Raw genomic sequence first — 25392 nt, 5'->3', positions numbered from 1 at the left:
AGTGGAAGGAGAAGGAGCCCTTTGCATCGCTGCTCAAGGGCGATGTGAAAGGCGCGCTTGCCGGCGGGGAGCCGGCCATTTTTGCAATCATGCTGGCCACCCATGTCGGTATGACGACGGACGAATTTGCGGGAGTCGTCGGCGATTGGATCGCCACGGCGAAACATCCCAAGACCAACCGACCTTATACGGAGATGGTGTATCAACCGATGCTCCAATTGCTGGCTTACCTGCGCGCGAACGGCTTCAAGACGTTCATCGTGTCCGGTGGGGGCGTCGAGTTCATGCGAGTATTTGCGGAGAAAGTCTATGGCATTCCGCCGGAACAGGTCGTGGGCAGCACCGGAAAATTGAGATTTGACCTCCGCGACGGGAATCCGGTGTTGACGAAGCTGCCGGAGCTCAATTTCTTCGATGACAAGTCGGGGAAACCCATCGCCATACAAACCTCCATCGGCCGCCGTCCGATCGCCGCGTTCGGGAATTCAGATGGAGACTTGCAAATGCTTCAGTGGACCTGCGCGGCTTCCGGCCCGCGTTTCTGTCTGTACGTCCATCATACGGACGCCGAGCGTGAATGGGCTTATGATCGCCAATCCAGCATCGGCCGCTTGGACAAAGGTCTCGATGAAGCCAGGGCTAAGGGCTGGACGGTCGTGGATATGAAGGAAGATTGGAAGGTGATTTTCCCCTCTCAGAAGCCGTAGCGGACGTACCCCCGAAGGTTGTTCAGAGCGAAATGGGCTGGAGACCTGTTATTTTTGACAGCTTCCCCACGACTTGGCATTGTGAGAAAACACACAACATTCTGAGCAGGAAGGGGTATGCTCACACTCTTGTGACGGGGTGCTGCGCGAACTCGCCTATAAGCAGGTTGACGTAGGGTACATATCACGGAGCCCGAGCATGAATAAGAAAACCTACCTTGCCGCCGTCGGCGCTGCGATCACTCTTGTGGCCGTGGTCGGCTATGGCGTGACGCAGGAATTGCAGGCCAAGCCGGCTGAGGTAGCGACAGCGTTGGATCGAACGGTGCTTCCCGTTCCGGAGCCCGATTATCCGCATGCCACCGAGCTCGACGCGCGCGATGCGACTGCGCCACCGAGGTTCGAGGTGAAGCCGCCGGCAGGCGCTCCTAATGTCATCGTATTCCTGATCGACGACATTGGTTTCGGCCACGCCAGTTCCTTCGGCGGAGCGATTCCCATGCCGACGCTTGATCGCCTGGCGAGCCGAGGTCTCAAATACAACCGTTTCCACACCACCGCACTCTGTTCGCCCACGCGGGTGGCACTCCTGACCGGACGCAATCATCATACGAACAACGCGGGTGCGATCATGGAATTGGCGACGGCATTTCCCGGTAACTCGGGCGTGCGGCCGCTCAGCGTTACGCCGATGGCGGAGATTCTACGTCAGAACGGCTATAGCACCGCCGCATTCGGGAAGTATCACGAAACCGCCCCATGGGAAGTGAGCGTGTCCGGACCGTTCGATCGCTGGCCGACGCATTCCGGATTCGACAAGTTCTACGGCTTCATCGGAGGCGAGACCAACCAATGGGCACCGCTCGTCTACGATGGCACGATCAAGGTCGAGCTGCCGCGCGATCCAAACTATCATTTCACGACCGACATGACGAACCAGGCGATCCAGTGGATTCGTAGCCAGCAAGTGCTGACGCCGGACAAGCCGTTCTTCATCTATTTCGCTACCGGCGCGACACACGCTCCGCATCACGCGCCCAAGGAATGGATCGCAAAATTCAAAGGAAAGTTCGACGGTGGGTGGGACAAATACCGCGAGGAGACCTTCGCCAGGCAACAACAGATGCGGATCATTCCTCAGGAGGCGAAGCTTGCCTCGAAGCCCGAAGACATCAAAGATTGGGGCAATCTCACCGCCGACGAGAAAAAGCTGTTCGCGCGGCAAATGGAGGTGTTTGCGGCATTCGCTGCGCACACCGACCATGAAATCGGCCGGGTGGTACAGGCGATCGAAGACATGGGCAAGCTTGACAACACGCTGATCATGTACCTCGTCGGCGACAACGGCAGCAGCGCCGAAGGCGGTATGGTGGGCATGTTCAACGAAATGACTTATTTTAACGAAGTCGCAGAGTCGGTGCCTGACATGCTGAAGAACCTTGAGAAATGGGGCGGGCCCGAGACCTTCCCCCACATGGCAGCAGGCTGGGCCGTGGCCGGCAATACACCATTCATGTGGACCAAGCAGGTGGCTTCCAACTTCGGAGGCACGCGCAATCCGCTGGTCGTGAGCTGGCCGGCACGTATCAAGGCCATGGGGGAAATCCGTAGCCAGTTTCAGCACGTCGTTGACATTGCGCCCACTGTGCTCGAGGCCGCCGGCATTCCCGAACCCAAGATGGTCAACGGCATTCAACAGACCCCGATAGAAGGCGTCAGCATGGTATACAGCTTCGACGATGCCGACGCCGCGGAGCGGCACAAGACGCAATATTTCGAGATCGCCGGCAACCGTGCTATCTACCATGACGGCTGGGTGGCGGCGACCGTGCACAAGGCCCCATGGGAAGCGACGCCACGACACAAGCTCGCCGAAGACGCGTGGGAGCTCTACAACGTGGAGGAGGACTTCAGCGAGACGAACGACCTCTCGGCAAGCAATCCGGACAAGTTGAAGGAGCTGCAGGATCTCTTCATGAAGGAAGCCGAGCGCTATCGGGTGCTGCCGATTGACGACCGCACGTTGGAACGGTTCGATCCTGCCATCGCGGGGCGGCCGGACCTGATGGGTGGTCGAAAGTTCTTGACGGTCTATCCGGGCATGACGGGGATGATGGAAAATGCATTCATCAATGTGAAGAACCAATCCAAGACGATCACCGCCGACGTGGAGATTCCTGCCAAAGGCGCGAACGGCGTCATCCTGGCACAGGGCGGACGCTTCGGCGGCTGGAGCCTCTACGTCAAGGACGGCAGGCCGGCCTACACCTACAACTTCGTGGGCCTTCACGAGTATACGATCAAGGGTGCCAACAAGCTTCCGCCGGGCAAGGCGACGATTAGGCTGGAATTCTCTTACGACGGCAACGGACGCGGCAAAGGTGGCACCGCCACTCTCTATGTGAACGACAAGAAGATCGGGTCGGGACGCGTCGAGCGCACCAATCCCAACGTCTTTTCAGTCGACGACGCCGCCGACGTGGGTGTGGACGAAGGAACCAACGTCAGTGCAGCATATAAGCAGCACAAGAACAAGTTCACCGGCAAAATAGAAAAGGTGCGGATCGACACCAAATGACAGGGACTGATGGTGTCCGGTTCTCCATAGGCAAGGACTCGAAGCCGGATGACTCCACACTGACTTGCTCTGCAATCTTGCCGACGATCAAACGAGTCGTCGTCAACACACGCTCAACGCAAACATCACAAAGGAGGATCTCATGCGAAACATAGTAATCACCGCATTGATGCTCGGTGGACTGACGATGCTGGCCGCGGGCTGCACCACGTATTATCGCGTGACCGACCCGGCGTCCGGGAAGACCTATTACACGACGAAGGTCAAAGACGCAGGCAAAGGGGGAGCCGTCAAAATCACGGATGACAAAACCGGAAGCACCGTGACGTTGCAGTCTTCTGAAGTGAAAGAAATTTCATCAGACGAATATAAAACCGGGATGGTGACTACGGCGCCTGTCAAATGAATACGTCTGCGCTCGTATAGTTGTAGCTAATGCGAAGAAGGGCTGTGGATGATCCTTCGACTGTATAGGCCGCTGCCGCGTTCTTCCGGCCAGAGCCGGCAGTCGAGGGAGATTGTGGTTTCGCGCCCCCTCACTCAAATCAGTTTTTCATTTCGGAGGAATTTGATCATGACTTCATCATGCATCGACACGGAGACCCACGGTGATGAATGCGTGACCAACTGCCACGGCTTCATGGTCAGAGGTGGTCTCCTACATCGGCCAACAGCTTGGGGGGTACTCCTATTATTGCTATCCGGATGCGTAACTTCTCCGGTCTATAGGGTTCCACCGCCAAAGCCGGACCAGATGTCCTGCAGTCATCCGATGAAACCGACCGACACATTGATCGGAATCGCCATCTCGGGAGGGGGAAGTCGAGCGGCATTGTTCGGAGCGGCCGGCCTGGAAGCGCTGGCGAAGCTGCAAGTCGGTCCGCCGGGGCATTCTCTCTTGGAAGACCTCTCGATGATTTCCAGCGTGTCCGGCGGAAGCATGGCGACTTCCTACTTTGCTTCTACGAAACCGCCAAAGGATGTCCCGGTTTTGACCGCGACGGGAGGATTCAGCCCGGAGTATCAAACGTTCTTTGAGCAGTATAAAGAAACTATGAACCAAGATTACGAGGGTCCCCTCTTCTGGCGAAACATGTTGCGATTACGCTGGTTCAATCCCGCCTGGACCGCCAAGTCTCTCGCCGAACATCTCAACAATGAGTTCTTGCACGAGCTGACATATAAAGAGATCCGCGAGCGGGAATTGAGCAGGGATATTCCCAGGCTTCTGATCAACACTACCTTGTATAACGATGGCCGTCGTTTTGTGATTACGACATTGCCGCAGGACCAGACCCAATACGACCTCTTAAAAGATGTGAATCGATCGCTCGGTACAGGTTCCCGTTCAAAGGAATCCGCCCAGCTGATGCGAGAGAAATGGGCATCGCTGCAGTCCGTCACTCCTCAGGCACTGAATCTGGAGCTATGCCACCTTAGATTGTCCGCAGCAGTTGCCGGATCCATGTCGTTCCCTCCGGTGATCGGTCCCATTACCTTCAAGGTTGAGGATAAGGACCGGTACTGGCATGTAGGGGACGGGGGATTGTCCGATAATATGGGACTGGAATCATTGGCAACCGTTTCGCTCAATGCGCTCCAGAAGAATTTGGCGCGCCGAGTACTCATCATCGCGTTCGACAGTTCTTTCCCTTTCAAGATCGGGTCGGATCGGCTGGACCACTTTCCGGAGGGGTTTACGCTGTTCAATTACGATTTTGGCCGAATACCGGGAATCATGGAGGAGCGAGCTTTAGCATATCGGACACTCTATTTTCGCACGATGGCGGAACAGGGCATATTGCCGGACGAAAGCCGATTGAAATTCATTCAACTCAGACACATTGACGCGGTGTGGAAGGACGATATGAGTGACTTGCCGGAATCCTGCAAGCACGAGGAGGTGAAGCTTACGGATCCTCAGATGGTCACAAAACGCCTCGCGAGCGTCGTCACCAGGCTTTGGATCAAGTCAGATTGCGACCGCGACCTAGTGACCATGGCAGCCATGAAATTGGTGGAAGAAAATAAATCACAGATCCTGAATTTCTTGCAGCCGTCACCTCCATAGTGGCATTCATCAAATATGGCGTCACGGCAACATCAGGACGACATCATTGTGCGAGGAACATCAGGGAATCTGCTCTACCGTCTTCACGCAGGAGCCGTTACGGGCGGCGTTGAGCCGTGGACGCGCGCGAAGATGCGAGCAGCAACCTCTACCAAGCATGTGGCGCGCCGAGCCGACCATTTTTCAAATCGGACATGTCGTGAAAATGGCAATAACTGCAGACGGGCCAGGTTACTTTTGCCGGTCCGAGAGAGATCAAGACGTGCCCAACAGTAATGAAACGGGAGAAGCTCCATGACCAGAGTCATCATGCTCCCCTGTCTCTTTTGACAGTATCCGGCAATCGGTCTGGCCGGTAGGATGCCGCCGCAGTACGCTGGCACGGGTCCAGACCCCCAATGGACGCTCTTGAATCCAGCAACGAAGTGCCTATGCCGGCAGTCACTCTTATTTTTAATCAACATCCAACAGGAGATCTCGCATGATATTCGCACAGCAGAAGAATTTCGGAACATATCGCAGATCTGGGCGTCTAGTCGGGCGCACGCTCGGTGCGCTGGTATTGACTTTGGGTGCACTGGTGATGGCGCCACAGTCCTATGCCGCTGATTCCGTTGAACAACAGCAACTGGTTGAGAAGGCACGGCTCACCTTAGAGGCATTTATAGCCGATCCGAACCTGGGTGATCCGCTCCGAGAGTTGAAGTCTGAGACGAAGGCGCTCTTCATCGTTCCGCAATTCGTCCGAGGAGCATTTGTGTTCGGTGGCGCAGGAGGCAGCGGTGTTCTGCTCGTGCGAGACGAGAAGACCGGCGCCTGGTCCGAACCGGCCTTCTACACGATGGGGTCGGCCAGTTTTGGCCTGCAAATCGGAGGGGACGTGTCTGAAATGGTGTTCGTGGTAAGAACTCAAAAGGGTCTGGAAGGATTCTATCGGACTGATTTCAAGTTGGGAGTGGACGGCTCGATGGCCATCGGCCCTGCCGGCGGAGGGGCGTCGGTTCGTGGTATTACCGCGGATCTTGTTTCTTATGCCCGGAAGAAGGGGGTCTTTGCCGGCTTTTCGGTCGATGGGGCAGTGATCGCTGTGTCGGATGACTCCAATCAGGCTTATTACGGACAAGCTGTTCGGCCGGCAGACATTGTCGTCAAGAAGATCGTCAGCAATCCCAAGTCGGCCGACCTGCGGAGCGCCGCCGCAAAGATCATGAAGTAGCGCCTGTTGTGAAAGGAGACTCTGACATCCGGGAGGCTCGTGCCGGGAAAAGCGGCGCTTGCAACACACTCACATCGAGCTTCATGTATCGATTCAGCGCCGAGCGGCGGCCCTGTCGTTGTCGGCATGGCGGATGTCGGGCTGGGCGAGCACGGTCCATTCCGCACTCGCCCGGAACCTTTGGCGCTGTGAAAGCTGTCGGACATGTAAGCCGGCAATGTCGCCGATATGGTGATCCGTTACAACAAATTCGAGAATGGACTCAATAACCATCGGGATTGCCTGGTCATGAGCTTGAACGACGATTGGAAGACCATGTTCCCGTGTGAAAAGATTTTCGAAACGCTGCCGCGAAGCGCGACGTGAACGACACAATCAAACATCGGACACCAACAGCGCGCCCGTTACCCAAGAATCGGTTGATGCCCCTTCGATGGTTACGCGGTGTGTGGCTTGCCTTACCGATAGTACTCCCATCCCGCGCCCTGGCTTCGATATTCCAGGGTGAAGCGCTCGACACGGCGGCTGACGTGATATCCTGGGTGGTGCTGGTCGTCGCGCCCCTCATCGGCCTGACCGTCTTCTGGCTCGTTCACATCCTGCCTGAAAAAATCGCCCACAAGAAACAGCATCCACAGACCAAGGCCATCCAGGTATTGTGTTTACTCTCTCTGTTTTTCGGCGGCCTGCTCTGGCCATTAGCCTGGCTTTGGGCCTACTCTAAGCCGGTTTTTCACAAACTGGCGTATGGAACGGACAAAGAGCCTCACAGCCACGACGATTCCCACGCGCCGCCGGACAAGGACGAGACTGAAGAACTCCGGCAGCTTCGCCGACGCGTTTCCGAATTGGAAAACAAGCTGGCCGGCAACTCGCCTCCTTCTGGATAAGAAGTCTGATCTATGGAACTCCTGCTCCTGTCCATCTACTCGTTCTTCGTCTGGCTGATTTTCATTAAGTTCAAGTGGCTGCCCTGGAATACCGTCAGCCAAGTTATCGTCATCACTATCCCGGTCATCTCCATCACCGCACTCATTCTGATCCTCAATATCGTCGCACCCTCCTCGGATGACGTGCGCGTCATCAACTATGTCGTTCCCGTGGTGCCACGCGTCACCGGCCGTGTCACGGAGGTGCCTATCGAGCCGAATCGCCCGATCAAGAAGGGTGATGTCCTGTTCAAGATCGATCCCGTGCCGTTCGAATTAGAGGTGCAGGCGGCCGAAGCCAATCTTTCCATGCTACGCGCCAAGTTGCTCACGGCAGAGGCCAACCGGCGCACGCTGGGGGAGCAATTGAATGCCGGGACCGGTCAGGTCCAGGCGCTCACCGCGAAGTTGGGGCTCCTTCGCATCCGGTCGAAGCAGTTCAAGGAACTTGCCAAATCCGGCGCGGGTAACAAGTTCGACCTCGAACAGGCGGAGGCTGAGATCGCCGAACTCGGCGGTCAACTCGCGACAAGCGTCGCTAATGCGGCGCAGGTAAAGGAAAAGCTCGCGGCCAAAACCGCCGAAGGCGAGCAAGATGAGGTCGCGCAGGTCAAAGCGCAGATCGAACAGGCGGAGTCGCAATTGGCAAATGCGAAATGGAAGCTCGACCAGACGGTGTATTATGCGCCGGCCGATGGCACGGTGGTATCCCTCGCACTGCGCCCCGGCTCCGTAGCCAGCATTATGGTGACACAACCAGTCATGACCTTCGTCGAAGACGCGCAATGGATCCTGGCCATCTATCATCAGAATGAAATCCGCTCCGTGAAAGCCGGCCAGGAAGCTGAGATTGCGATGAAGATGTATCCGGGCCGCATCATTAAGTGCACGGTCGACTCGATCATGTGGGCCACGGCCCAAGGGCAGTTGCCGATCGGCGGGATGAGCACCTCCGCCGGGGTGGCTCCCATCCCACAGAATGCGCTCGCCATCCGATTGCTCGTGGACGCGAAGGACAAACACCTCTTCCTCGCTTCCGGCGCGCATGGGATCGGCGCCATCTATACCGACGAGGGCCACATGCTTCATATCATACGCAAGGTTATTATCCGAGTGGGCTCCAAACTTGACTGGGTTATCCTTAAGTTGCATTGAGGCGCATATGCACCACGCGAAAATGGTGGTTGCTCGGCCTTCACCGCGGTCTCTTCCAGGGAGAGACTGCCGAGGTAAAGGCAAGTGTCTCGGCACGTTCTCCGTCATGCTTTGCGGGGTATTCCTCGCTCTCATTTCCGGTTGCGCCACCAAAACCCCTCCCTCGACAGCCGAGATTCATCAACAATCCGGCACGCTCACCAAGTTTTCCTTGACCAACGCCTGGACGGCCGGCGCTGCCGACGGCTCTGTAGCGGACGACTGGATTGCCTCCTACAACGACGCTCAACTCAATGCCCTGGTCGCGGAGGCGATGACGAACAACCCCGACCTGCACGTCACTGCGCAGCGAGTGGCGCAAGCGGCGCAATACATCGAACTGGCCAAAGCTGCGATGCGCCCGGCGGTGAATCTGCTCGGCACAGGCGGGTTCAACATGGGTGGCGGCGATATCACCTCCGCCCTGCAAGGAGTTTCACTTGGCGTGTCCTGGGAGCCGGACCTCTGGGGACGACTGCGCTACGGGCGAAACGCATATCAGGCTTTGCACGCCTCGATGCAGGCCGACTTCGAGTTTGGCCGACAGTCCCTAGCTGCGACGATGGCGAAGAGCTGGTTCACCGCCGCCGAGACCTGGCTTCAACTTCAGATTGCCGGTGACATGGTCAAGGCCGCGCAGGGATTGGTGACGCTGGCGGAGAAACGCCGGCAAATCGGTCCCGGCAATGAACACGATGTCGCGATGGCGCGCGCCAATCTTGGCACCATGCAGGATACTGCCAAGCAGGTGCGATTCGCGCATGAGCAAACCCTGCGCGCGTTGGAATTGTTGCTCGGCCGTTACCCTGCCGCCGAACTTCAGGCTCGCCACGACCTTCCCGCGCTTCCCGGTCCCATCCCTGCCGGCTTGCCTTTGGAAATGCTGGAACGTCGTCCCGACATGGTTGCCGCCGAGCGCCGGGTCGCCGCCGCTTTCGATCGCGTCGGTGAGGCGAAGGCCGCGCGCCTGCCGCGGATTATTCTCAACGCCAATATCGGGGCCATTTCCAGTGACCTTATCCAATTGAAGAGCGATTTCGAGAATCCAGTCGCCGGCGCCGGCGGGAGGTTGATTGCTCCGATTTATCAGGGAGGCGCTCTGAAGACGCAGGTGGAAATCCGCACACTCGAACAAAAAGAAGCCGTGGCGCAATACGCCCGCCTCGCGTTGCGCGCGCTCAGCGACGTGGAGAACGCCCTCGCCGCCGGCAATACGCTGGGGGAACGCGATCAACTCCTCCAACGAACCGTGGCCGACAACGAGCGCGCCCTTGCACTCGCGCAAATGAGTTACAGCGTCGGCAAGATCGATTTGCGTGCCGTCCAGCAACAACAAATAAGCCTATACTCCGCACGGCTGGCGCTGCTCCGGGTTAAGAGTGAGCAGTTGAGTCAGCGAGCGAATCTGCACCTCGCGCTTGGAGGAAGTTTTGAAAGTCCTACGGCCATCGCCACGGCAGGAAGCCCGGAAAAGGCCGTTGAGACGCTGAGTAACGAAGATGGCTCATCACGGTCCCAGTAGGCCCTTATTATCGACGGCCGATCCGGCTACCCTTTATTGGACCCTACATGGAGCCGTGAACCGCTGCGTGGCCATCATGCTGACTCGATACGTGATCGATAGATCAAGATCTCGGTCAATCATCCGTAACGATGCAGCGAGCGCGAGACTCTTCCGCCCCCCTGTTACTTTTGCCAGTAGGCGAAGGACATGGCCATTGGTATAGGCATCAGAGACCAAAGCCCACTTCTGACGTGAGAAAGCCATTCATCAGTCAAAATGGCGAGAGAGTGGCACCGCATGACCGTCTACCATTGAAAACACTGTTGTCTTCTCGTATAACGTCCATGCCATCCCGCTCCCTGAGACCGAAGCGCGCCTGTATCTCTTCTTGGTAAAAGGAAGGTACCGATATGTTTAAGCAATGTTGCGGCAATCTTCTTATTGGAACGCGTCGTCGTTCTGAGTCCAAGGGACGAGACGGTGCTCTGTGGCTTGCAGGGGTGGGAATTGCGCTTCTCGGGTTTGCGCCGTGGGCGTATGGCGAAGAGATGGACGTGCAAGCGCCTCCGGCGGAGGCGAAGCCTGCGCCCACGGAGGAACTCCCCGACCGATTCATGATCCGCGGTGGCTGGAATTTTGTCTTCAATGCGGATACCGTCTTCTCCATCAATGGGTCCAGGGGAATCGGCTCCACCATTGACTTTTCCAAGGATCTAAAGGGAGAGCGCGAGGACAGCATGTGGCGGATCGACACGCTCTATCGCTTCAATCCCCGCCACAGCTTGGGATTCAGTTATTACGATGTGACACGGACAGGTGTGAGAACGATCGACCGCGATATCACCGTGAACGATACGACATTCGCGGCGAATGGCACTGTTTCAAGTGAACTTGATTTCAGAATGTATCGATTCATCTATAACTACTCTTTTTACCATAACGAAAAAGTCGAACTGGCCGGCTCATTTGGCATGTATTTTGCCAATATCAACGCCTCGCTCAGCTCCAATCTGGCCTGCACAGGCGGCACAATATGCGGGCCGGGAGCGACGCTCACCCCGAGAGGCGAGTCGCAGAGTTTCACGATACCATTGCCCAGCATTGGATTTTTGGTCAATTATTACTTCACTCCCAGGCTGAAGGGTACTGCTCGGTTCGACTGGTTCTACATTGAATTCGACCAATTCAAAGGGGCGATGAACGAAATGTATTTTGGACTTGAGTATCGCCTGTTCAAACATTTCGCGCTCGGCGGCGCATTTAACCGGCTCAGCGTCGATGTGGATATTGATTCGAGCAATGGTCGCGAATTCAGCGTCGAGAACGATTGGAATACGGTGTTCCTGTATGGCTCTTTGTATTTCTAAATGCTGCATGGTCACTGCGCCAGTGGTTCGCGGTGAGCAACGGTTGGTGAAAGATTTGCAATAGCGACACCAGAACCGCCGATTCGGCCGCCATCTCAATACCGCTGTGATGGTGGATTGTGGTCCTAGGACATTTCGCATTCCCTAACCCACCCGAAACAGACAATCATCATTTGCCGGAATGAGTCATATTGACCGCTGTCCTTGTCATGCGGGAGTCGGGGAATAAAGATGATCCTCCGGCAGGGATGGTTTGCGTACTTCCGCTCTATGGTCAGAAGGACCGGCGTGCCCCGCTCGAACCCGTCACGAGAGAATGGCCGGAAGACCAGGTCGCCGAAGAGAGGCGAGGGCGATCGGAAAATGACCGACCTCGGCCCACGACAGCGCCAGAATCTCCTGTTCCGCGCTGCAGGACTGGAGCAGTAGCAGTACACCGATACATAGAGCCATGATGCCGGGCCAAATCATCGATAGAGCACCGAGAACCAGGATGAGCATGATTCCCGATAAGGCCTGCTGAACGAGTGGGCTCTTCACGTTGATCATAAATCTCCCTCCCTCGTCTGCGCTCTTTCTGAACGTATCACCATCATTGACTGAATGGAGTACACCCTATTTCAAAGGAGGGTCAGAAATAGCTAGGAAAGCTACTAGAGCCTATCCTTAAAATTATTTGCGAGCAAGGGGGTATTCGGGCCGTGTCTTGAAGGCCTCGAAAAGTTTCTTCTTCTCTAAGAGCGCGGCTTGTGAAAATTCTCCGTATGGATGCGATTCTCCGAGCGGCTTCGAAATGTCTTCCAGGGTAGGCCTTAAATCACGGATCTTTCTAATCTTAGAGTGACGCCCCTCGCTCGGGTCTCAGCCGGCTCACCACCTTTTTCATGCGTGAGTGCGGGCTTCAAACGCAGAGTCGCTCAAAGGACAACTGATAAACACCCTCAATGCTTGTTAGGCTGGAAGGAGGAGCCACCAACCATCGTTTCGTGCTCATGGCCTTCCAGGGGAATACCTAGCTGATCTGCCGCGATAGAGAGCGGTATATCAAGCCAATAGAGAAGGAGGTGCTGTAATGACTGAAGTCAATTCCATGTATCATGCGCAAACCCGAAGCGATGCGCTCAAGGCGCAGATCGAGAAGCTGGAAGGCCTTGCTCACCACACGGTGGTGAATCCCACCTTCGACCAGTTTGATGCCGAGACGGAAGACTTGCTAAGCAACATCTATGGCGCCAATCATCGGTATGTGGAAGCGTACAAATATGCCACCGTAGGCGAGGCCGAGGCATTGGTCAATTTGCCGGAATCGGCGCAAGAACCTTTGGCGCGAGACATCCCCAAGAAGGGACTTCAGCAACGCCGTCAAGCGCTCCAAGGCATTCTGACCGAGCTGCAGGAACTCGAAGCGCAAGAGGCTGAGGTGCTCACGGGAGAGGATCGTGAGGATCCTCCGGGTCCAAGCTAAAATGGCCCGAGTCTTTCGCACCTCTCAAAGATTCTTTGAACAAACAGGGAAAGTCGCCGCAAGGAAAAGCCAATCATGTCGCCAGTTTCAAGGATCGTGATAGGGTACGTTCTGCTGACTCTGTCCCTTTCCCTCTCCGCATGCGCGGGCCATACGGCCGCTTCGAACGTACAAGCTCCCGGTAAAGAGGTGTCTGCGAAAACCGTGCTGTTGGAGACCGGAGCGATGCTGTTGCAACAGAAGCCGCCGATTGACGCCTTGAGCGTGTATTTAGACGGATTTCACTTTTACAACGGTCGAATACAGGCACAGGTGGAAGCGCACCATTTCTGTTCGAACGTGAACGAAGAGGTGACCCAGTGCGTCATCTTCGACGGCAACGCCGGCGACGCCAAGCTCATGGGCGTGGAATACATCATCAGCAAACGGCTCTTTGAGGCGCTTCCACCGGAGGAGAAACCATTGTGGCACAGCCACGTTCACGAGGTGAAAAGCGGGCAGCTGATCGCCCCCGGCATTCCACCACAGGCCGAACATGAACTCATGGAGAAGATCATTGGGACCTATGGCAAGACATGGCACACTTGGCATACCGATCAACACGTGGCGTTACCGGTCGGACACCCGTTGTTGATGATGGGATTTACCGGCAACGGCCAAGCGCATGCCGGCATGGTCGACGGACGCGATCGACGCCTCAAGGTTCAGAGCCAGGCCAAGCGCGAGGAAAGAGAAAATATTGCCGTTCCGCCGATTGCATCTGGCGCCGACGCCTGGCAGCAGGGCAATATCAGGCAGCTTTCACTCCAACCTTTTCAACCGGGTGGAGTCGTGGCTCATCCAGACGACCCATCCATACCGTCGCCGCCACACCTATCCCAGTAACGCATTAACGTCCCAGCCGGCGCAACGCCACACTCCAGTCTTTGAAAAGAAATTCTTAATGTCGTGCCATTCGCAGAAGATGGTGCATTTCAGCGTCCATGCGGCAACTGGGGGCCGAGGGGCTAATGTGTGATTGCAAAAACCCGACCCCTGTAATCGATGTGGCTGTGGCCGCATAAATTACGAAGAAGAGGAGAGGAGGCATGGTGAACGATGAACTGGTCACCTGGTTCGGCGCTGCAATACCGCCGGTGTCCGTTACAGGGGACCCCCTTGACTCGTTGCCAACGAGGATTATCTTTTGCCGCAGTGACCGGCTGAACTGGATGGATTTGGTAGAGGGCCACCTGTCTGGTAAGCGGTCAGCGCATGTGAATCGGCTCGGCCCTCTCACCTACCTCTCAGTTTCAGCTCATTATTGCCTTTCAATCTCTAACGTTCACCCATGATGGTGAAAGGAGGATCTATCATGATGGTACTCAATCAATTTCCCGCCGCGTTTCGTAACGGTTCGCCGGAGAACCAGATGGACCGGTTGCTCGACGAGGCAGTTGGTTCGGTGAACGGAGGGTCGCGGCCTTGGACCCCTGCGTACAACCTATTTGAGGATGCACAGGGATTGACGATTCAGATGGCCATTCCGGGATGGGAGGCCAATCAAATCAAGGTCGAGGTCGTCAATAACGAGTTGCACGTTGCAGGTGAGCGTCCGGCTGACGCAGCCGAACACAGGACGTGGCTTGTTCGAAATCTTCCCGAAGGAAGTTTTAAATGGTCCTGCCGACTACCGGCTTCCGTCGATACGGCCCATTCGACTGCTTCGTACACTCAAGGAATTTTGACGCTTCATTTCCCCACGCGTGACGAGGCGAAGCCTCGGCAAATTGAGATAACCTGTCAATAGCGGCCGATATGAGTTCGCGCCGACGTCCTATGGAGATGTCGGCGCGAACAATCATTCATAGTCGTGACGTGACTCTTCTACCGGCGAAGAACAAGCGACGTGCTGCCTGGCGGAGAGATCGGTGAAGGCTAGGGAAGCGACAAATCCAATTTCACACGCACAATAATCGGACTACCCGACGCCCTAAGATTCGAAAGCTTTTGCTCATACTCACAGGGAGGTGCCTCATGGATTCGATGCGGGCCTTACTGCACCACGATGATTTCCGCGAATTGGAGACGATGTCCAATCGTTTGAATCGCATCCTAAGCAAAGGAGGCATATCTAATCGTCGACCTGACGAGGCGATGGCTGCTGCGGACTGGATGCCGGTCGTGGACATTCTCGAAGGACATGACGATTTTCAGATCCACGTCGAGCTACCCGGGGTAGAAAAGAGTGCAGTAAAATTGTCCATCGAGAAGGGGGTTCTCTCGATTTCAGGACAGCGGCCGCAAGGAACTCTCTCCGAGGGCACGCGGTATCATCGGAATGAGCGGCCGTACGGAAGATTCGAACGGGTGTTTGGAGTGCCAGACAGTGTCGATGAACAAAAGCTGGAAGCTAACCTGAAGGATGGGATCCTGACGGTACGCTTACCCAAAGTGGAGAAGGCAAAACCCAAATCGATCCAGATCTCCGTGGCGTAATTGTGTCTTCAAGCCAACGACAGATAGCAGTGGGATCATTCTTGTGGCAACGTGCATGTGCTGGCATGGAAATAGCCGCTGTGTAAACGAAATACCGTGCATGGAAAGCAAGGACTATTATACCGTTTTAGGAGTCACTCCCGCAGAAGGTCTGCAGGCTATACGACAGGCATATCGGAGTTTGGCGAAGCGGTACCATCCGGATTATGCGGGGCAGGAAGGACATACACAGTTTCAGGAAATCCAAGAAGCTTATGAGGTCCTCTCCGATCCGCGGAAACGGAAGGAGTATGATGCGAGGCGACCGATGGTACGGCCGGCCCGAGTGGTCTCCGAACCACTCGTCCCCAGACATACTCGGACCCCTGCGCCGGAGCCCCTCGTCCCTCGAACCTCACCTGTAGAAGAATTCTCCGCATCGCCCCGCGCGGCTCCTTGTCGGTTCTGCCATGGAGGCCGCGGTCCGTTCGAGCCGCCTTGTCCCTTCTGTCAAGAATTCGATCCTCAAGCCGACGACATGACGCACTTCCTCTTGGAGTGGCTGAGAGAGCTTCGTATGAGGTGATGCGTGTTTCATTCACATCCACTATATGCCTCCACTGCCTTCATTTCCGTATCGCGCCCGCCGCAATCCATATGGATCGCTTTGCCAAACAGAATAAGTAACAAGAGTGGAGGTTCGTAAAGAACTGGCATAGAGATAATGCGAGTCAGTCAGGGAGTGATCTCGCGGACGCCGGCAAAGGCCCTACTGGCCGGTGCCGCGCGAGCCGACCAGGTTTTCATCGGGAATTCAGTTGCTGAGTCCGTTTGATCGAACAGTACAGCCCATAGCCTTGCGCCATGATCCCGGTAACGAGTAATCCTAGCGCCGTCGAAAGCCAGGGCGAGGTAGGGTAATCGAGTCCGTACATGCCGATGACAAACCCAAGGGCAACGGCAACGATGCCGACCGATCGCGCGATGGCGCCTCGTAGCCACCACTTATCTATTGAAATTTGTGCCGACAGCATGTGATCAGTCTACAGGCGCCTAGGGGAGAGTGCAATCGCATCGAGAGATAGCCATGTGCCACAAATGACCTGTTGAGCCTCAGATTTCCGAGGCACTTCTTTTAGAAATTCCGGACCAGCCGCCATGCCTGCAGCTCTACCGAAACATTTCTCCATGATCCGCGAGTTTCACCTGGCCGACGTGCTCACCTTGGGCAACGCGGCCTGCGGGCTGGCCGGTGTGTTGTTCAGCATGCTGTACATGGAGAGCCGGTCGCACGCGCATTTTTTTGCGGCCACGGCCATGGCGCCGGCGGCCTTATTGTTCGACTGGCTTGATGGACGGGTCGCCCGCTGGCGGCGCCAGCATTCCGCGCTCGGGCGAGAATTGGATTCGCTGGCGGACATCATCGCGTTCGGCATGGCGCCGGCCGTGCTCGGTTTTGCTGCCGGCCTGCGGGGCGGGTGGGACTGGCTTGCGCTCACGTACTTCGTCTGTTGCGGCGTCAGCCGGCTTGCCCGCTACAACATCACGGCCGAACGTCTCTCAGGCGACCAGGACAGAGTGGCCTATTTCGAAGGCACGCCGATTCCCACCACTATCCTCCTGACCGGCCTGCTGGCCCTGGCTGCCTGGAAGGACCGGATTGGCGCCAACCTCTGGTGGGGAGGCTGGACCATCGGTCCATGGGATTTGCATCTGTTCTCCCTCCTCTTCGTCCTCTCCGGCAGCCTGATGATCAGCAAGACCCTCCGCATCCCAAAAGTTTAGAAGAAAGAGAGTGGCATACTTGTGATATGGTGGAATCATGATTCATGCATCGGAGCAAATGAGAGACCGAGTGTAAGCTGCAAATCATTCTAGCGGCGGTAGGGCATGCCCAACCCGAAGGTATAAATCATGAAACTCACACAATCGGCCGCCGAACGGTTGAAGGCGTTGATTCATGAACACCCCGAAGACCCCATTGTGAGGGTGCAGGTAAAAGACCTGGACGAACGGCAGCTGGCATTCAGCATTACGTTGGAGGACCAAGTTCAGCCGGACGACCAAGTGCAGACCGTCGACGGTTTAACAATGGCGATGCCTTCAACCAGTGCCGTGCGCATGAACGGGATCACCATGGACTATCAGGAACCGGGTGGATTTCTGTTTCACCACAGCGATCAGCAGAATGATCCCCGGCTCAACGTCATCAGCTTAAACTGAGCGGGCATTTGCACCCGGAAAGTGCATCGCCTTCGCGAGTCTCGCTTTCTCAGATGCCACTGTATGATCTCCTGTTGTTCCATACTCCCACTCACAGGATAAGCTCACGAAGGCCTTCGTAATCCTTGACTCATTGGCCGTCCATCCAAGAAGCCAAGTCCGAAACCAGTCCCGCGCGGCGTAACCGGTAGAGATAGGAACGGACTGCTGCTTCGTGATGCGACTAGGGGTTCTCCTAGGTGGATGAGTGGTGTAATTCACATACATAACCCTTTCTTACCCATGAGGACTTCCAAGCCCCTTCTCTTCCAATTGCCCTTGTTGATCACGGCGATCGCGGTGGTGATCGTGGTGACCTGGCTGGCAGCCTGGCAGTATGTCCAGCAGACGCTGATCCGGACAGCGGGAGAAGCGCTCACCTTAGGGGCGGCGGAAATCGCCTTGAAATTCGACCGAATCGTCTCTGAACGCTACGGTGATCTGCACGCCATGGCAGCCGTCTTTTCAAGCAGTTTAAAAGACGATCCGGCATTCGTGCAGCGCTACCTCGATACGGTTCAAGATACCTATGAGACGTACCATTGGATCGCGGTGACGGATAGAGAGGGGCGCCTGGTGGAGTCGACTTCCGATGAATGGCCGCGAGGCAAGGACGTCAGCGGGACCCGCTGGTTTCAGGAGGTTCGCGCAAGGGCAGCGGACCGGCCGGATGCCACGGTGTTGGGAGGAGTGGACGCCTTCTTGACCGAGAAAGGCGCGCCTGACGCGATCGCCATCTCGGAGGCTATCTACGATTCGCGCGGAGCCTTTGCCGGCGTGGTCACAAGCCGCATCGCCATGCCGGTCTTGGAAGCCATTGCAGTGGAAACGCTCCCCGGTTTAGTGAACAAGAATTCCACGTTGGCCGACATCGAGTACCAAATCATCGCCGAGGACGGCGTGGCCTACATCGATAGTGACTTGGCTCATAAGGGCCGGTCCAACTTCTCCGCCCTGAAACTGCCTTCATTGGAACTGGCCCGCCGACATCCGGCCGGATATATCGAGGAAGTACACTTGCGCCGGCACATTCCCGTCATTACCGGATACAGCCGTACCGGCAATTGGGGCCAGCCCGATGCATTTCAGTGGACGGTGTTGGTACGCATGCCGACGGCTTCGCTGGTGCAGCCCGTTCAAAGCTTTCATCTCAAGGTCGCGGCGGCCGGCGTCGCCATTGTCGCGCCGATCTTCTATCTGCTCATGTGGATGCAGGCAAGGTTGCGGAAGGAATGGCGGTTCGCCCAGGCGGAACGCCTGCGCGCCACAGCGGCCCAGGCACAGTATCATCTTTTGCTTCAGACCACGGATCAGGGCATCTTCGGATTGGACTATCAGGGCCGTTGCACCTTCATCAACCGGGCAGCGGCCGAGATGCTGGGCTATACGTCCGACGAACTGCTGGGACGTCCCTTCCACGACCGGGTGCACGATGGAGCGGGCGCACCTTGTAGCGACCGATGCGTGCTGGCGCGTGCCCTCTCCAATGGGTACGCCACGCGGCTCGCCGAGCAAGTGTTTTACCGCAAGAATGGGATCGTACTGGAGGTCGAATGTTCCGCTTTTCCCGTCACCGAAGACAGCCGCACGACCGACTTCGTGTTCACATTTATGGATATTACCGAGCGTAAGCAGCGGACCAAGGCGCTGCTGCAGTATCAAGGGCGTCTACAATCGCTCGCGACTCAGCTGCGCAGGGCGGATGAGCTGGTTCGCCAACGCCTCGCGACCGAACTGCATGACAACCTCGCGCAGACGCTCGCGCTCTGCCAGATGAAGCTGGCGGTCTTGTCGCGCGCCACGGCGCCTTCGATCGCGGCCGGCATCGCGCCGGTCACAGGGCTGCTTAAGGAGGCATTGGCGGTCACCCGGCAATTGATGAGCGATCTGCAGCCGCCGACACTCGGTGGCGACGGGGATTTGGCTGCGGCGGTCCAGTGGGTGACGGCCAAGCTCCAGCGCCATGGCCTGACCGTCCGCGTTGTGGACGACGGCCGGAGGAAGCTCTTGGATCCCGATGTGCTGTGTATCGCGCACCAGTCGCTCCACGAGCTGCTCTTCAATGTGCTCAAGCACTCGCAGACCATCGAGGCAACGGTGCGGCTGCGCGGGATCGGCGGCTATCTCGCCATTCAAGTCAAGGATCGCGGAGCCGGTTTTCAAATGGAGGGCAAGCAGGCGCCTACTCAAGAAGGGGGGTTCGGTCTGTTCAACCTGCGAGAGCAACTGAGTACGATCGGCGGACACATCCGTATCACCTCGGCCCCCGGGCGCGGGTCTCGGGTGACCATTCTGCTGCCTTTGCGGACCACGTCGACGGTTACGACAGCGACCGGCTACCAGGCGCCCCACACCGATGCCGCAACCAAAGTAGACAGCCAGGAAGACCATAACGTTCCCATTCGTATTCTCTTGGTAGATGATCATCAGATCATGCGGCAAGGTCTGCGCAGCATGCTCGAAAGCGAACCGGGATTCGAGATCGCCGCCGAAGCGATGGACGGCGAAATGGCAGTGGAGCTCGCCGCGTCCGTCTGTCCGGACGTCGTCCTGATGGATATCAACATGCCGAAGCTCAACGGCATGGAGGCCACCCGACGCATCAAGCACCGGTTCCCGGACATCGCCGTGATCGGCCTTTCCATGCATGAGGATCCGAAGATGGAACAGCTGATGTACGAGGCCGGGGCCGCCGTCTACCTGTCGAAGGGTGCCGCGTTCAATATCGTCTGCGACACGATCCGTCAGGTGCGAAGCAGGTCATCATCAATGGCAAGCGGATAACCGATGTATCAACCAGCAAGTTGATCGACGACTTGTTCGGCCGACGGCAATGGTCAAGGATCCCACATGGATCTCGCAAATCAATACTCTTGCCGATAGCTTCCAATTAGCAAACTTCCGGTCCTGTCCTTGCAATCTCATCGTCCAGCACGTCAAACTGGCACCGATTGACCCATAATGCGCCACGTAGATTGTCTTTCTGTCGCAGTTTGGGGCAGATGAAAGGACATGTCCGTATTGGAGAGAGTAATGACTGAAGAATGGGGCGCGATCCTTGTCGTGGATGACGACGCAGATATGCGGGAATTGGCCTATGACATGCTGAAAGACCGAGGTCATCAGGTAACAATGGCCGGTAGTGGCGAGGACGCGCTGAAGCGATTGAGCCAAGAGGACTATGCAGTCGTCCTCACGGATCTTCGTATGAAAGGCATGCAGGGGCTTGAATTGCTGATCCAGATCAAACGAGAGCATCCCGATATCAACGTGATTCTGATGACGGCTTTTGGCTCAGTGGAAACGGCGGTTGAAGCCATGAAACATGGGGCGAGCGACTACCTCACCAAGCCGGTCAAGAAAGACGAATTGATCCGGGTCGTCGAACGGGTGATAAGGGAAGCGGCGTTGCGGCGGGAAGTCAGCCGGCTCAGAAGAGAGGTCCGCAAGGAATACAGCTTTCATCAAATATTGGGAAAGAGCAAGGCGATCCAGGCGGTGTTCGATCTCATTCGACGGGTGGCCGATAGTCCGACCAACGTGCTTATTACCGGAGAAAGCGGAACCGGGAAAGAATTAGTCGCCAAAGCCATTCATTACAATAGCGACAGAAAAAATGCTCCATTTATTCCCGTGAATTGTGCGGCGATTCCCGAGCAGCTCCTGGAGAGTGAGCTGTTCGGACATATGAGAGGCGCCTTTACCGATGCGAAGATGGACAAGCGGGGGTTGTTTGAAGAAGCGCAGAAAGGCACGCTGTTTCTCGATGAGATCAGCGAACTACCGCTCATGCTGCAGGCCAAAATTCTTCGTGCGATTCAGGAAAAGGAAATCCGGCGTGTGGGAGCGACCAAGCCGATCTCTGTGGATGTGCGCATCATCGCGGCCACCAACCTGAATCTCAGCGAGGAAGTGAAGAGCAAGCGATTTCGCGAGGACCTCTATTATCGACTCAACGTGATCGAGCTGAAGTTGCCGCCGCTCCGGGAGCGACGCGAGGATATTCCGCTCCTGGTGGAGGCCTTCCTCAAGAAGTGCGGGGAGGCTCGCGGGAAAGAGGTCAAGGGTGTCAGTGAGGCAGCCTTGGCGATGTTGATGGATTATGCCTGGCCGGGGAATGTCCGGGAACTGGAAAATGTCATCGAACGCGCGGTGACGCTCAGCCGAGGAGAGAAAGTGTCTCCGGATGATCTGCCCGCGGCGGTGCAAGGGGCCCGGGGCGATCGACGTGTCCTGGATGAAGCAGCCGAGCGCACCCTGCAGTTGCATGAGCTTGAAAAAGAGTACATCAAGAAGGTTCTCGAAAAAACCGGAGGTAATAAGTATCAGGCCGCCCATGCCCTTGGCATCGACCGCAAGACCCTGTATCGTAAACTCGCCGAAATCGAAGGTAGCCACCACTCGGAGGAATGACACTTCTCCCCTGCCCTCGAACTCGAATGAACATCGTGGGAGGCGGCCTGTATGTGCTGCGCCGTGGGTCATTCCTATCCCACAGGACGGCCCCATCCATGATCGTCTCATGTCACGAATTGAGGACTGACCATGGACGCGCATGAGATTGGATCGCAGCCGGCTACCGAACGCGCGACAGCCACCGGCAACAAGGCTGAGGACCAGCTTCTGATCAGCCGGCTCATGCTGGAGAGCATCATTGAATCTGCGATGGATGCCATTCTCACCCTGGATGAGGAGCAGAGGGTCGTGTTGTTTAACCGCGCGGCGGAGCAGATGTTCGGCTGTTCCGCTCCAAGAGCAATTGGGCAGCCGCTCGACCGATTCCTGCCCGCTCGCTTCCGCGACGCTCATCGCCGCCATATTCACACATTCGGGCAATCCGGCGTCACGAGCCGCAAGATGGGTCTACTGGGAACGGTCATGGGACTCCGCTCGAATGGAGAAGAGTTTCCGATCGAAGCCGCCATTTCGCATATCGCTGTGGACGGGAAGAAATACTATACCGTCATTCTCCGAGACATCACCGAACGCAAGCGGGCTGAGGCGGCTCTGGAAGAGGGCGAAGCACGGCTCCAAGGCATTCTCGATTCGATGGAAGAGGTCGTCTGGTCCAGTTCTCTCGATCTGTCGCACATGCTGTATGTGAGCCCCGCGATCCAGAAGATCTACGGTGTGGCGCCGACCGATTTCATGACGCGGCCGTCACTGCGGTTGGAAATGATTCATTCCGACGATCGCCCTCTCGCAGAGGCGGCGGGACAACTGCTTCGACAGGGTCGCCCTTTCGATGTGGAATACCGGATTATCCGTCCGGACGGTCAAATCAGATGGATCCGGGACAGGGGACGCATCATCAGGAACGACCAGGACGAGCCCTTGCGTATCGACGGTCTTGCAGCCGATATCACCGAGAAGCGGGCCGCGGAGCAGGCGTTAAAGGAGGCGCAGGAACGATTCGAGGATATCTTCGACTCATCCAAAGACGCCATCGGATATGTCTCGCTTGACGGCACTTTTGTGCTGGCGAACGAAGCCTTCTCAAGACTGACCGGCTACTCGAAGCAAGAATTGCTCACCAAGAGCTATCGCGATCTCACGCCTCCCGAACATCGGGAGCTTCAAGCCGCCATGAACGCCGATGTTCTGAAGACGGGAGTGCCCAAGGAGTACGAGAAGGAGTATGTTCGTAAGGACGGGTCGCGCGTTCCAATCAGCCTGACGGTGTTTGCAGTGAGAGGTGACAATGGAAAGCCGGCGGGCCTGGCGGCGATCGTCAAGGATGTCACGGAACGCAAGCAAGCCGAACAAGCCCTCTACGAGAGCCAGCGTCAACTCGCGACCTTGATCGGCAATCTGCCCGGCTATGTGTATCGTTGTCAAAACGATCATGACCGGACGTTGCAGTACATCAGCGAGGGGGTATTCGATCTAACGGGATACACGGTGGATGAGTATGTGGCTCAACGATTCTTCACATACGGCGAGAAGACACATCCGGGCGACAATGAGCGTGTACGGTATGAAGTCCAGGCCGCATTGGAGGAACATCGTCCCTTCGAATTGACGTACCGAATTCTTACGAAATCCGGCGAGGTCAAATGGGTTTGGGAGAGAGGCGAGGGGATCTACGCACAGGACGGTAGCCTCAGTTATCTGGAAGGTTTCGTGACCGATGTGACCGAACGCAAGCGCGCCGAACACTTGCTGCGGCAAAGCGAAGAGCGTTACAGGCGCCTGATCGCCGTTTCGCCTTATGCGATTTTAGTGAATCGGGGAGACCGCATCATCTTTGCCAATAACCAGGCCATCAAGCTGTTCGGAGCGGTGAAGGCCGAGGAGATCCTCAAAAAGTCTCCCATGGACCTGTTCCATGCCGATGACCGTGACATCGTTCGAGAGCGAATCCATGAACGGTTTGAAGGTCGGGTACAAGCGCCCATGCTCGAGGAGAAAATCGAGACGCTCGACGGAAGGGTCGTGGATGTAGAAGTCAGTGGAGCGCGATTTGTCGACGAAGAAGGACCGGCTATGTTGATCATGCTCCGTGATGTCAGCGAGCGGAAGCGGCTTCAAGAACAATTGCGTCGGACTGAGCGGGTTGCCGAATTGGGGACGCTGGCCTCCGGCATGGCGCATGAAATCGGGACACCGATGAACGTGATTCTTGGCCGGGCTGAGTATTTGATGGATCGTGTGACGGAGGAGCCGATCAAAAGAGGCCTCCAGACGATCATCACACAGGTTGAGCGGATTACAAGGGTGATGAATCAGCTGCTCTCGTTTGCACGGCGAAAAGCACCGGAACGCGTTCCGCTTGACCTGAGAAAAGTGATCGAAGACGGCATGGAGATGTTTCAAGAGCGCCTCGCAAGAAATAAGATCCGGGTCGAATTGAGGGTGGCCGACCCGTGCCCCATGGTGCCGGCCGACGCGGATCAGATGAGCCAAGTCCTGCTCAATCTCATCATGAATGCCCTCCATGCGATGCCGGAAGGTGGTACGCTTCGTGTCGGCTTGGAGCCGGAGCAACCGATGGTGAAACTCACCATCGCCGATACCGGTCACGGAATCCCGCCGGAGATCATCAAGAAGATCTACGATCCATTTTTTACGACGAAGGAGTTTGGGAAAGGAACCGGATTGGGATTGACTGTGGTGAAAGGCATCATTGAAGAACATCAAGGCTCCATTGCCGTAGAGAGCGAGGAAGGGAGGGGAACCAAGTTTACCGTCCTCCTGCCGATAAGTCAGTAGATATGGCTTTGCTTGGGTGCACGGAGTGCCGGATCAGTCATCCCTGAACCGGGATGTGGCTTCGGGTACCGATGTACCCTTTGCTCAAGAGCACTGTAGCATCTTGCACCGGCCGGCTCCTTTGCGGCCGTGGTATTTGTCGCCACTGTCGGTTTGTCAAAGTCACTCATTTTCAGGATCCCTTTGAATTCAGGCGCATCTTGGCTGCCCTAAGATAGGCATCCTCTTTGCTGGAGTCCCAATAACACCTCGGATGGACTCACGTCACAGACAGGAGATGAGGATGGCGCTTGCGGGAAACAGAAAAACAGCACTTAGAGGAAATAGCTGTATTGCAAGAAAAATGCATGTGTATCGATGAGATTTTGATCCTCACTGAAACATACATGGCCGCCTTATTGGATGAAGTGCAACTCCTGATCGATGCGTT

At 56.4% G+C, this 25392-nt stretch carries 22 protein-coding genes; 19 read left to right on the top strand and 3 right to left on the bottom strand.

The window, feature by feature from the left end:
• The 5 genes from ACOSYY_RS15345 to ACOSYY_RS15325 all read left to right on the top strand — a co-directional run.
• A partial coding sequence (locus ACOSYY_RS15345) for an HAD family hydrolase (RefSeq protein WP_421663449.1) occupies nucleotides 1–707 on the top strand: 707 nt, incomplete at its 5' end.
• 199 nt (nucleotides 708–906) lie between these two features.
• Nucleotides 907–3285 (top strand): arylsulfatase, encoded by a 2379-nt coding sequence (locus ACOSYY_RS15340; RefSeq protein ID WP_421663448.1) that lies wholly within the window; start codon nucleotides 907–909, stop codon nucleotides 3283–3285.
• A 142-nt stretch (nucleotides 3286–3427) separates the two neighbouring features.
• A complete protein-coding gene (locus ACOSYY_RS15335; RefSeq protein ID WP_421663446.1) occupies nucleotides 3428–3691 on the top strand; it encodes a hypothetical protein in 264 nt (87 codons plus the stop codon).
• Nucleotides 3692–4057: 366 nt separating this feature from the next.
• Nucleotides 4058–5356: a patatin-like phospholipase family protein gene (locus tag ACOSYY_RS15330; protein WP_421663444.1), complete on the top strand. Its 1299-nt coding sequence runs from the start codon at nucleotides 4058–4060 to the stop codon at nucleotides 5354–5356.
• A 481-nt stretch (nucleotides 5357–5837) separates the two neighbouring features.
• Nucleotides 5838–6572 (top strand): lipid-binding SYLF domain-containing protein, encoded by a 735-nt coding sequence (locus ACOSYY_RS15325; RefSeq protein WP_421663443.1) that lies wholly within the window; start codon nucleotides 5838–5840, stop codon nucleotides 6570–6572.
• 93 nt (nucleotides 6573–6665) lie between these two features.
• Here the strand turns inward: ACOSYY_RS15325 and ACOSYY_RS15320 are convergent, their stop codons facing one another.
• Entirely contained in the window at nucleotides 6666–6845 is a 180-nt protein-coding gene (locus ACOSYY_RS15320) for a hypothetical protein (RefSeq protein ID WP_421663441.1), read from the bottom strand.
• A gap of 89 nt (nucleotides 6846–6934) precedes the next feature.
• Between ACOSYY_RS15320 and ACOSYY_RS15315 the strand changes: the two genes are divergently transcribed.
• The 4 genes from ACOSYY_RS15315 to ACOSYY_RS15300 all read left to right on the top strand — a co-directional run bounded on the left by ACOSYY_RS15315 (nucleotide 6935) and on the right by ACOSYY_RS15300 (nucleotide 11566).
• Nucleotides 6935–7462, top strand: a complete 528-nt coding sequence (locus ACOSYY_RS15315) for a DUF3302 domain-containing protein (RefSeq protein ID WP_421663439.1) — start codon at nucleotides 6935–6937, stop codon at nucleotides 7460–7462.
• A 12-nt stretch (nucleotides 7463–7474) separates the two neighbouring features.
• Nucleotides 7475–8656 (top strand): HlyD family secretion protein, encoded by a 1182-nt coding sequence (locus ACOSYY_RS15310; RefSeq protein ID WP_421663438.1) that lies wholly within the window; start codon nucleotides 7475–7477, stop codon nucleotides 8654–8656.
• Nucleotides 8657–8663: 7 nt separating this feature from the next.
• Entirely contained in the window at nucleotides 8664–10217 is a 1554-nt protein-coding gene (locus ACOSYY_RS15305) for an efflux transporter outer membrane subunit (RefSeq protein ID WP_421663437.1), read from the top strand.
• 392 nt (nucleotides 10218–10609) lie between these two features.
• The gene (locus ACOSYY_RS15300) at nucleotides 10610–11566 is read left to right on the top strand and encodes a hypothetical protein (RefSeq protein WP_421663435.1); all 957 of its coding nucleotides are present in this window, start codon (nucleotides 10610–10612) and stop codon (nucleotides 11564–11566) included.
• Between the two features lie 306 nt (nucleotides 11567–11872).
• Here ACOSYY_RS15300 and ACOSYY_RS15295 read toward each other — a convergent pair whose 3' ends face one another.
• Nucleotides 11873–12115 carry a hypothetical protein gene (locus ACOSYY_RS15295; RefSeq protein WP_421663434.1) on the bottom strand — a complete coding sequence of 81 codons (243 nt, stop codon included), beginning with the start codon at nucleotides 12113–12115 and terminating at the stop codon, nucleotides 11873–11875.
• A 523-nt stretch (nucleotides 12116–12638) separates the two neighbouring features.
• On the opposite strand from ACOSYY_RS15295, the gene ACOSYY_RS15290 reads away from it, so the two are divergent.
• The 5 genes from ACOSYY_RS15290 to ACOSYY_RS15270 all read left to right on the top strand — a co-directional run bounded on the left by ACOSYY_RS15290 (nucleotide 12639) and on the right by ACOSYY_RS15270 (nucleotide 16074).
• Complete coding sequence (locus tag ACOSYY_RS15290; RefSeq protein ID WP_421663433.1) at nucleotides 12639–13031, top strand: hypothetical protein; 393 nt, start codon at nucleotides 12639–12641, stop codon at nucleotides 13029–13031.
• Between the two features lie 75 nt (nucleotides 13032–13106).
• Nucleotides 13107–13916 (top strand): OBAP family protein, encoded by an 810-nt coding sequence (locus ACOSYY_RS15285; RefSeq protein ID WP_421663432.1) that lies wholly within the window; start codon nucleotides 13107–13109, stop codon nucleotides 13914–13916.
• Between the two features lie 469 nt (nucleotides 13917–14385).
• Nucleotides 14386–14820 (top strand): Hsp20/alpha crystallin family protein, encoded by a 435-nt coding sequence (locus tag ACOSYY_RS15280; protein WP_421663430.1) that lies wholly within the window; start codon nucleotides 14386–14388, stop codon nucleotides 14818–14820.
• 227 nt (nucleotides 14821–15047) lie between these two features.
• Nucleotides 15048–15509 carry an Hsp20/alpha crystallin family protein gene (locus tag ACOSYY_RS15275; protein ID WP_421663429.1) on the top strand — a complete coding sequence of 154 codons (462 nt, stop codon included), beginning with the start codon at nucleotides 15048–15050 and terminating at the stop codon, nucleotides 15507–15509.
• Between the two features lie 55 nt (nucleotides 15510–15564).
• Nucleotides 15565–16074: a J domain-containing protein gene (locus tag ACOSYY_RS15270; RefSeq protein WP_421663451.1), complete on the top strand. Its 510-nt coding sequence runs from the start codon at nucleotides 15565–15567 to the stop codon at nucleotides 16072–16074.
• A gap of 217 nt (nucleotides 16075–16291) precedes the next feature.
• Here the strand turns inward: ACOSYY_RS15270 and ACOSYY_RS15265 are convergent, their stop codons facing one another.
• The gene (locus ACOSYY_RS15265; protein WP_421663428.1) at nucleotides 16292–16522 is read right to left on the bottom strand and encodes a hypothetical protein; all 231 of its coding nucleotides are present in this window, start codon (nucleotides 16520–16522) and stop codon (nucleotides 16292–16294) included.
• 154 nt (nucleotides 16523–16676) lie between these two features.
• Between ACOSYY_RS15265 and ACOSYY_RS15260 the strand changes: the two genes are divergently transcribed.
• The 5 genes from ACOSYY_RS15260 (at nucleotide 16677) to ACOSYY_RS15240 (ending at nucleotide 24962) form a co-directional block, all read left to right on the top strand.
• Nucleotides 16677–17273 carry a CDP-alcohol phosphatidyltransferase family protein gene (locus ACOSYY_RS15260; RefSeq protein WP_421663427.1) on the top strand — a complete coding sequence of 199 codons (597 nt, stop codon included), beginning with the start codon at nucleotides 16677–16679 and terminating at the stop codon, nucleotides 17271–17273.
• A 129-nt stretch (nucleotides 17274–17402) separates the two neighbouring features.
• Nucleotides 17403–17711, top strand: coding sequence for a HesB/IscA family protein (locus ACOSYY_RS15255; protein ID WP_421663426.1), 309 nt, complete (start codon nucleotides 17403–17405; stop codon nucleotides 17709–17711).
• Between the two features lie 282 nt (nucleotides 17712–17993).
• Nucleotides 17994–20534: a response regulator gene (locus ACOSYY_RS15250; protein WP_421663425.1), complete on the top strand. Its 2541-nt coding sequence runs from the start codon at nucleotides 17994–17996 to the stop codon at nucleotides 20532–20534.
• A 249-nt stretch (nucleotides 20535–20783) separates the two neighbouring features.
• Nucleotides 20784–22163: a sigma-54-dependent transcriptional regulator gene (locus tag ACOSYY_RS15245; RefSeq protein ID WP_421663424.1), complete on the top strand. Its 1380-nt coding sequence runs from the start codon at nucleotides 20784–20786 to the stop codon at nucleotides 22161–22163.
• A gap of 132 nt (nucleotides 22164–22295) precedes the next feature.
• The gene (locus ACOSYY_RS15240; protein WP_421663423.1) at nucleotides 22296–24962 is read left to right on the top strand and encodes a PAS domain S-box protein; all 2667 of its coding nucleotides are present in this window, start codon (nucleotides 22296–22298) and stop codon (nucleotides 24960–24962) included.
• Nucleotides 24963–25392 lie beyond the last annotated feature (430 nt).

It is taken from the genome of Nitrospira sp. BLG_2, from assembly GCF_049222245.1.
Note: the sequence above shows the minus strand (reverse complement) of the source record. Positions and strands in the feature narration are given on the sequence as shown.

Coding starts and splice junctions, on each gene's coding strand:
- ACOSYY_RS15340 (WP_421663448.1), top strand. CDS start 907: ATGAATAAGAAAACCTACCTTGCCGCCGTCGGCGCTGCGATCACTCTT.
- ACOSYY_RS15335 (WP_421663446.1), top strand. CDS start 3,428: ATGCGAAACATAGTAATCACCGCATTGATGCTCGGTGGACTGACGATG.
- ACOSYY_RS15330 (WP_421663444.1), top strand. CDS start 4,058: ATGAAACCGACCGACACATTGATCGGAATCGCCATCTCGGGAGGGGGA.
- ACOSYY_RS15325 (WP_421663443.1), top strand. CDS start 5,838: ATGATATTCGCACAGCAGAAGAATTTCGGAACATATCGCAGATCTGGG.
- ACOSYY_RS15320 (WP_421663441.1), bottom strand. CDS start 6,845: ATGGTTATTGAGTCCATTCTCGAATTTGTTGTAACGGATCACCATATC.
- ACOSYY_RS15310 (WP_421663438.1), top strand. CDS start 7,475: ATGGAACTCCTGCTCCTGTCCATCTACTCGTTCTTCGTCTGGCTGATT.
- ACOSYY_RS15305 (WP_421663437.1), top strand. CDS start 8,664: ATGCACCACGCGAAAATGGTGGTTGCTCGGCCTTCACCGCGGTCTCTT.
- ACOSYY_RS15300 (WP_421663435.1), top strand. CDS start 10,610: ATGTTTAAGCAATGTTGCGGCAATCTTCTTATTGGAACGCGTCGTCGT.
- ACOSYY_RS15295 (WP_421663434.1), bottom strand. CDS start 12,115: ATGATCAACGTGAAGAGCCCACTCGTTCAGCAGGCCTTATCGGGAATC.
- ACOSYY_RS15290 (WP_421663433.1), top strand. CDS start 12,639: ATGACTGAAGTCAATTCCATGTATCATGCGCAAACCCGAAGCGATGCG.
- ACOSYY_RS15285 (WP_421663432.1), top strand. CDS start 13,107: ATGTCGCCAGTTTCAAGGATCGTGATAGGGTACGTTCTGCTGACTCTG.
- ACOSYY_RS15280 (WP_421663430.1), top strand. CDS start 14,386: ATGATGGTACTCAATCAATTTCCCGCCGCGTTTCGTAACGGTTCGCCG.
- ACOSYY_RS15275 (WP_421663429.1), top strand. CDS start 15,048: ATGGATTCGATGCGGGCCTTACTGCACCACGATGATTTCCGCGAATTG.
- ACOSYY_RS15270 (WP_421663451.1), top strand. CDS start 15,565: ATGTGCTGGCATGGAAATAGCCGCTGTGTAAACGAAATACCGTGCATG.
- ACOSYY_RS15265 (WP_421663428.1), bottom strand. CDS start 16,522: ATGCTGTCGGCACAAATTTCAATAGATAAGTGGTGGCTACGAGGCGCC.
- ACOSYY_RS15260 (WP_421663427.1), top strand. CDS start 16,677: ATGATCCGCGAGTTTCACCTGGCCGACGTGCTCACCTTGGGCAACGCG.
- ACOSYY_RS15255 (WP_421663426.1), top strand. CDS start 17,403: ATGAAACTCACACAATCGGCCGCCGAACGGTTGAAGGCGTTGATTCAT.
- ACOSYY_RS15250 (WP_421663425.1), top strand. CDS start 17,994: ATGAGGACTTCCAAGCCCCTTCTCTTCCAATTGCCCTTGTTGATCACG.
- ACOSYY_RS15245 (WP_421663424.1), top strand. CDS start 20,784: ATGACTGAAGAATGGGGCGCGATCCTTGTCGTGGATGACGACGCAGAT.
- ACOSYY_RS15240 (WP_421663423.1), top strand. CDS start 22,296: ATGGACGCGCATGAGATTGGATCGCAGCCGGCTACCGAACGCGCGACA.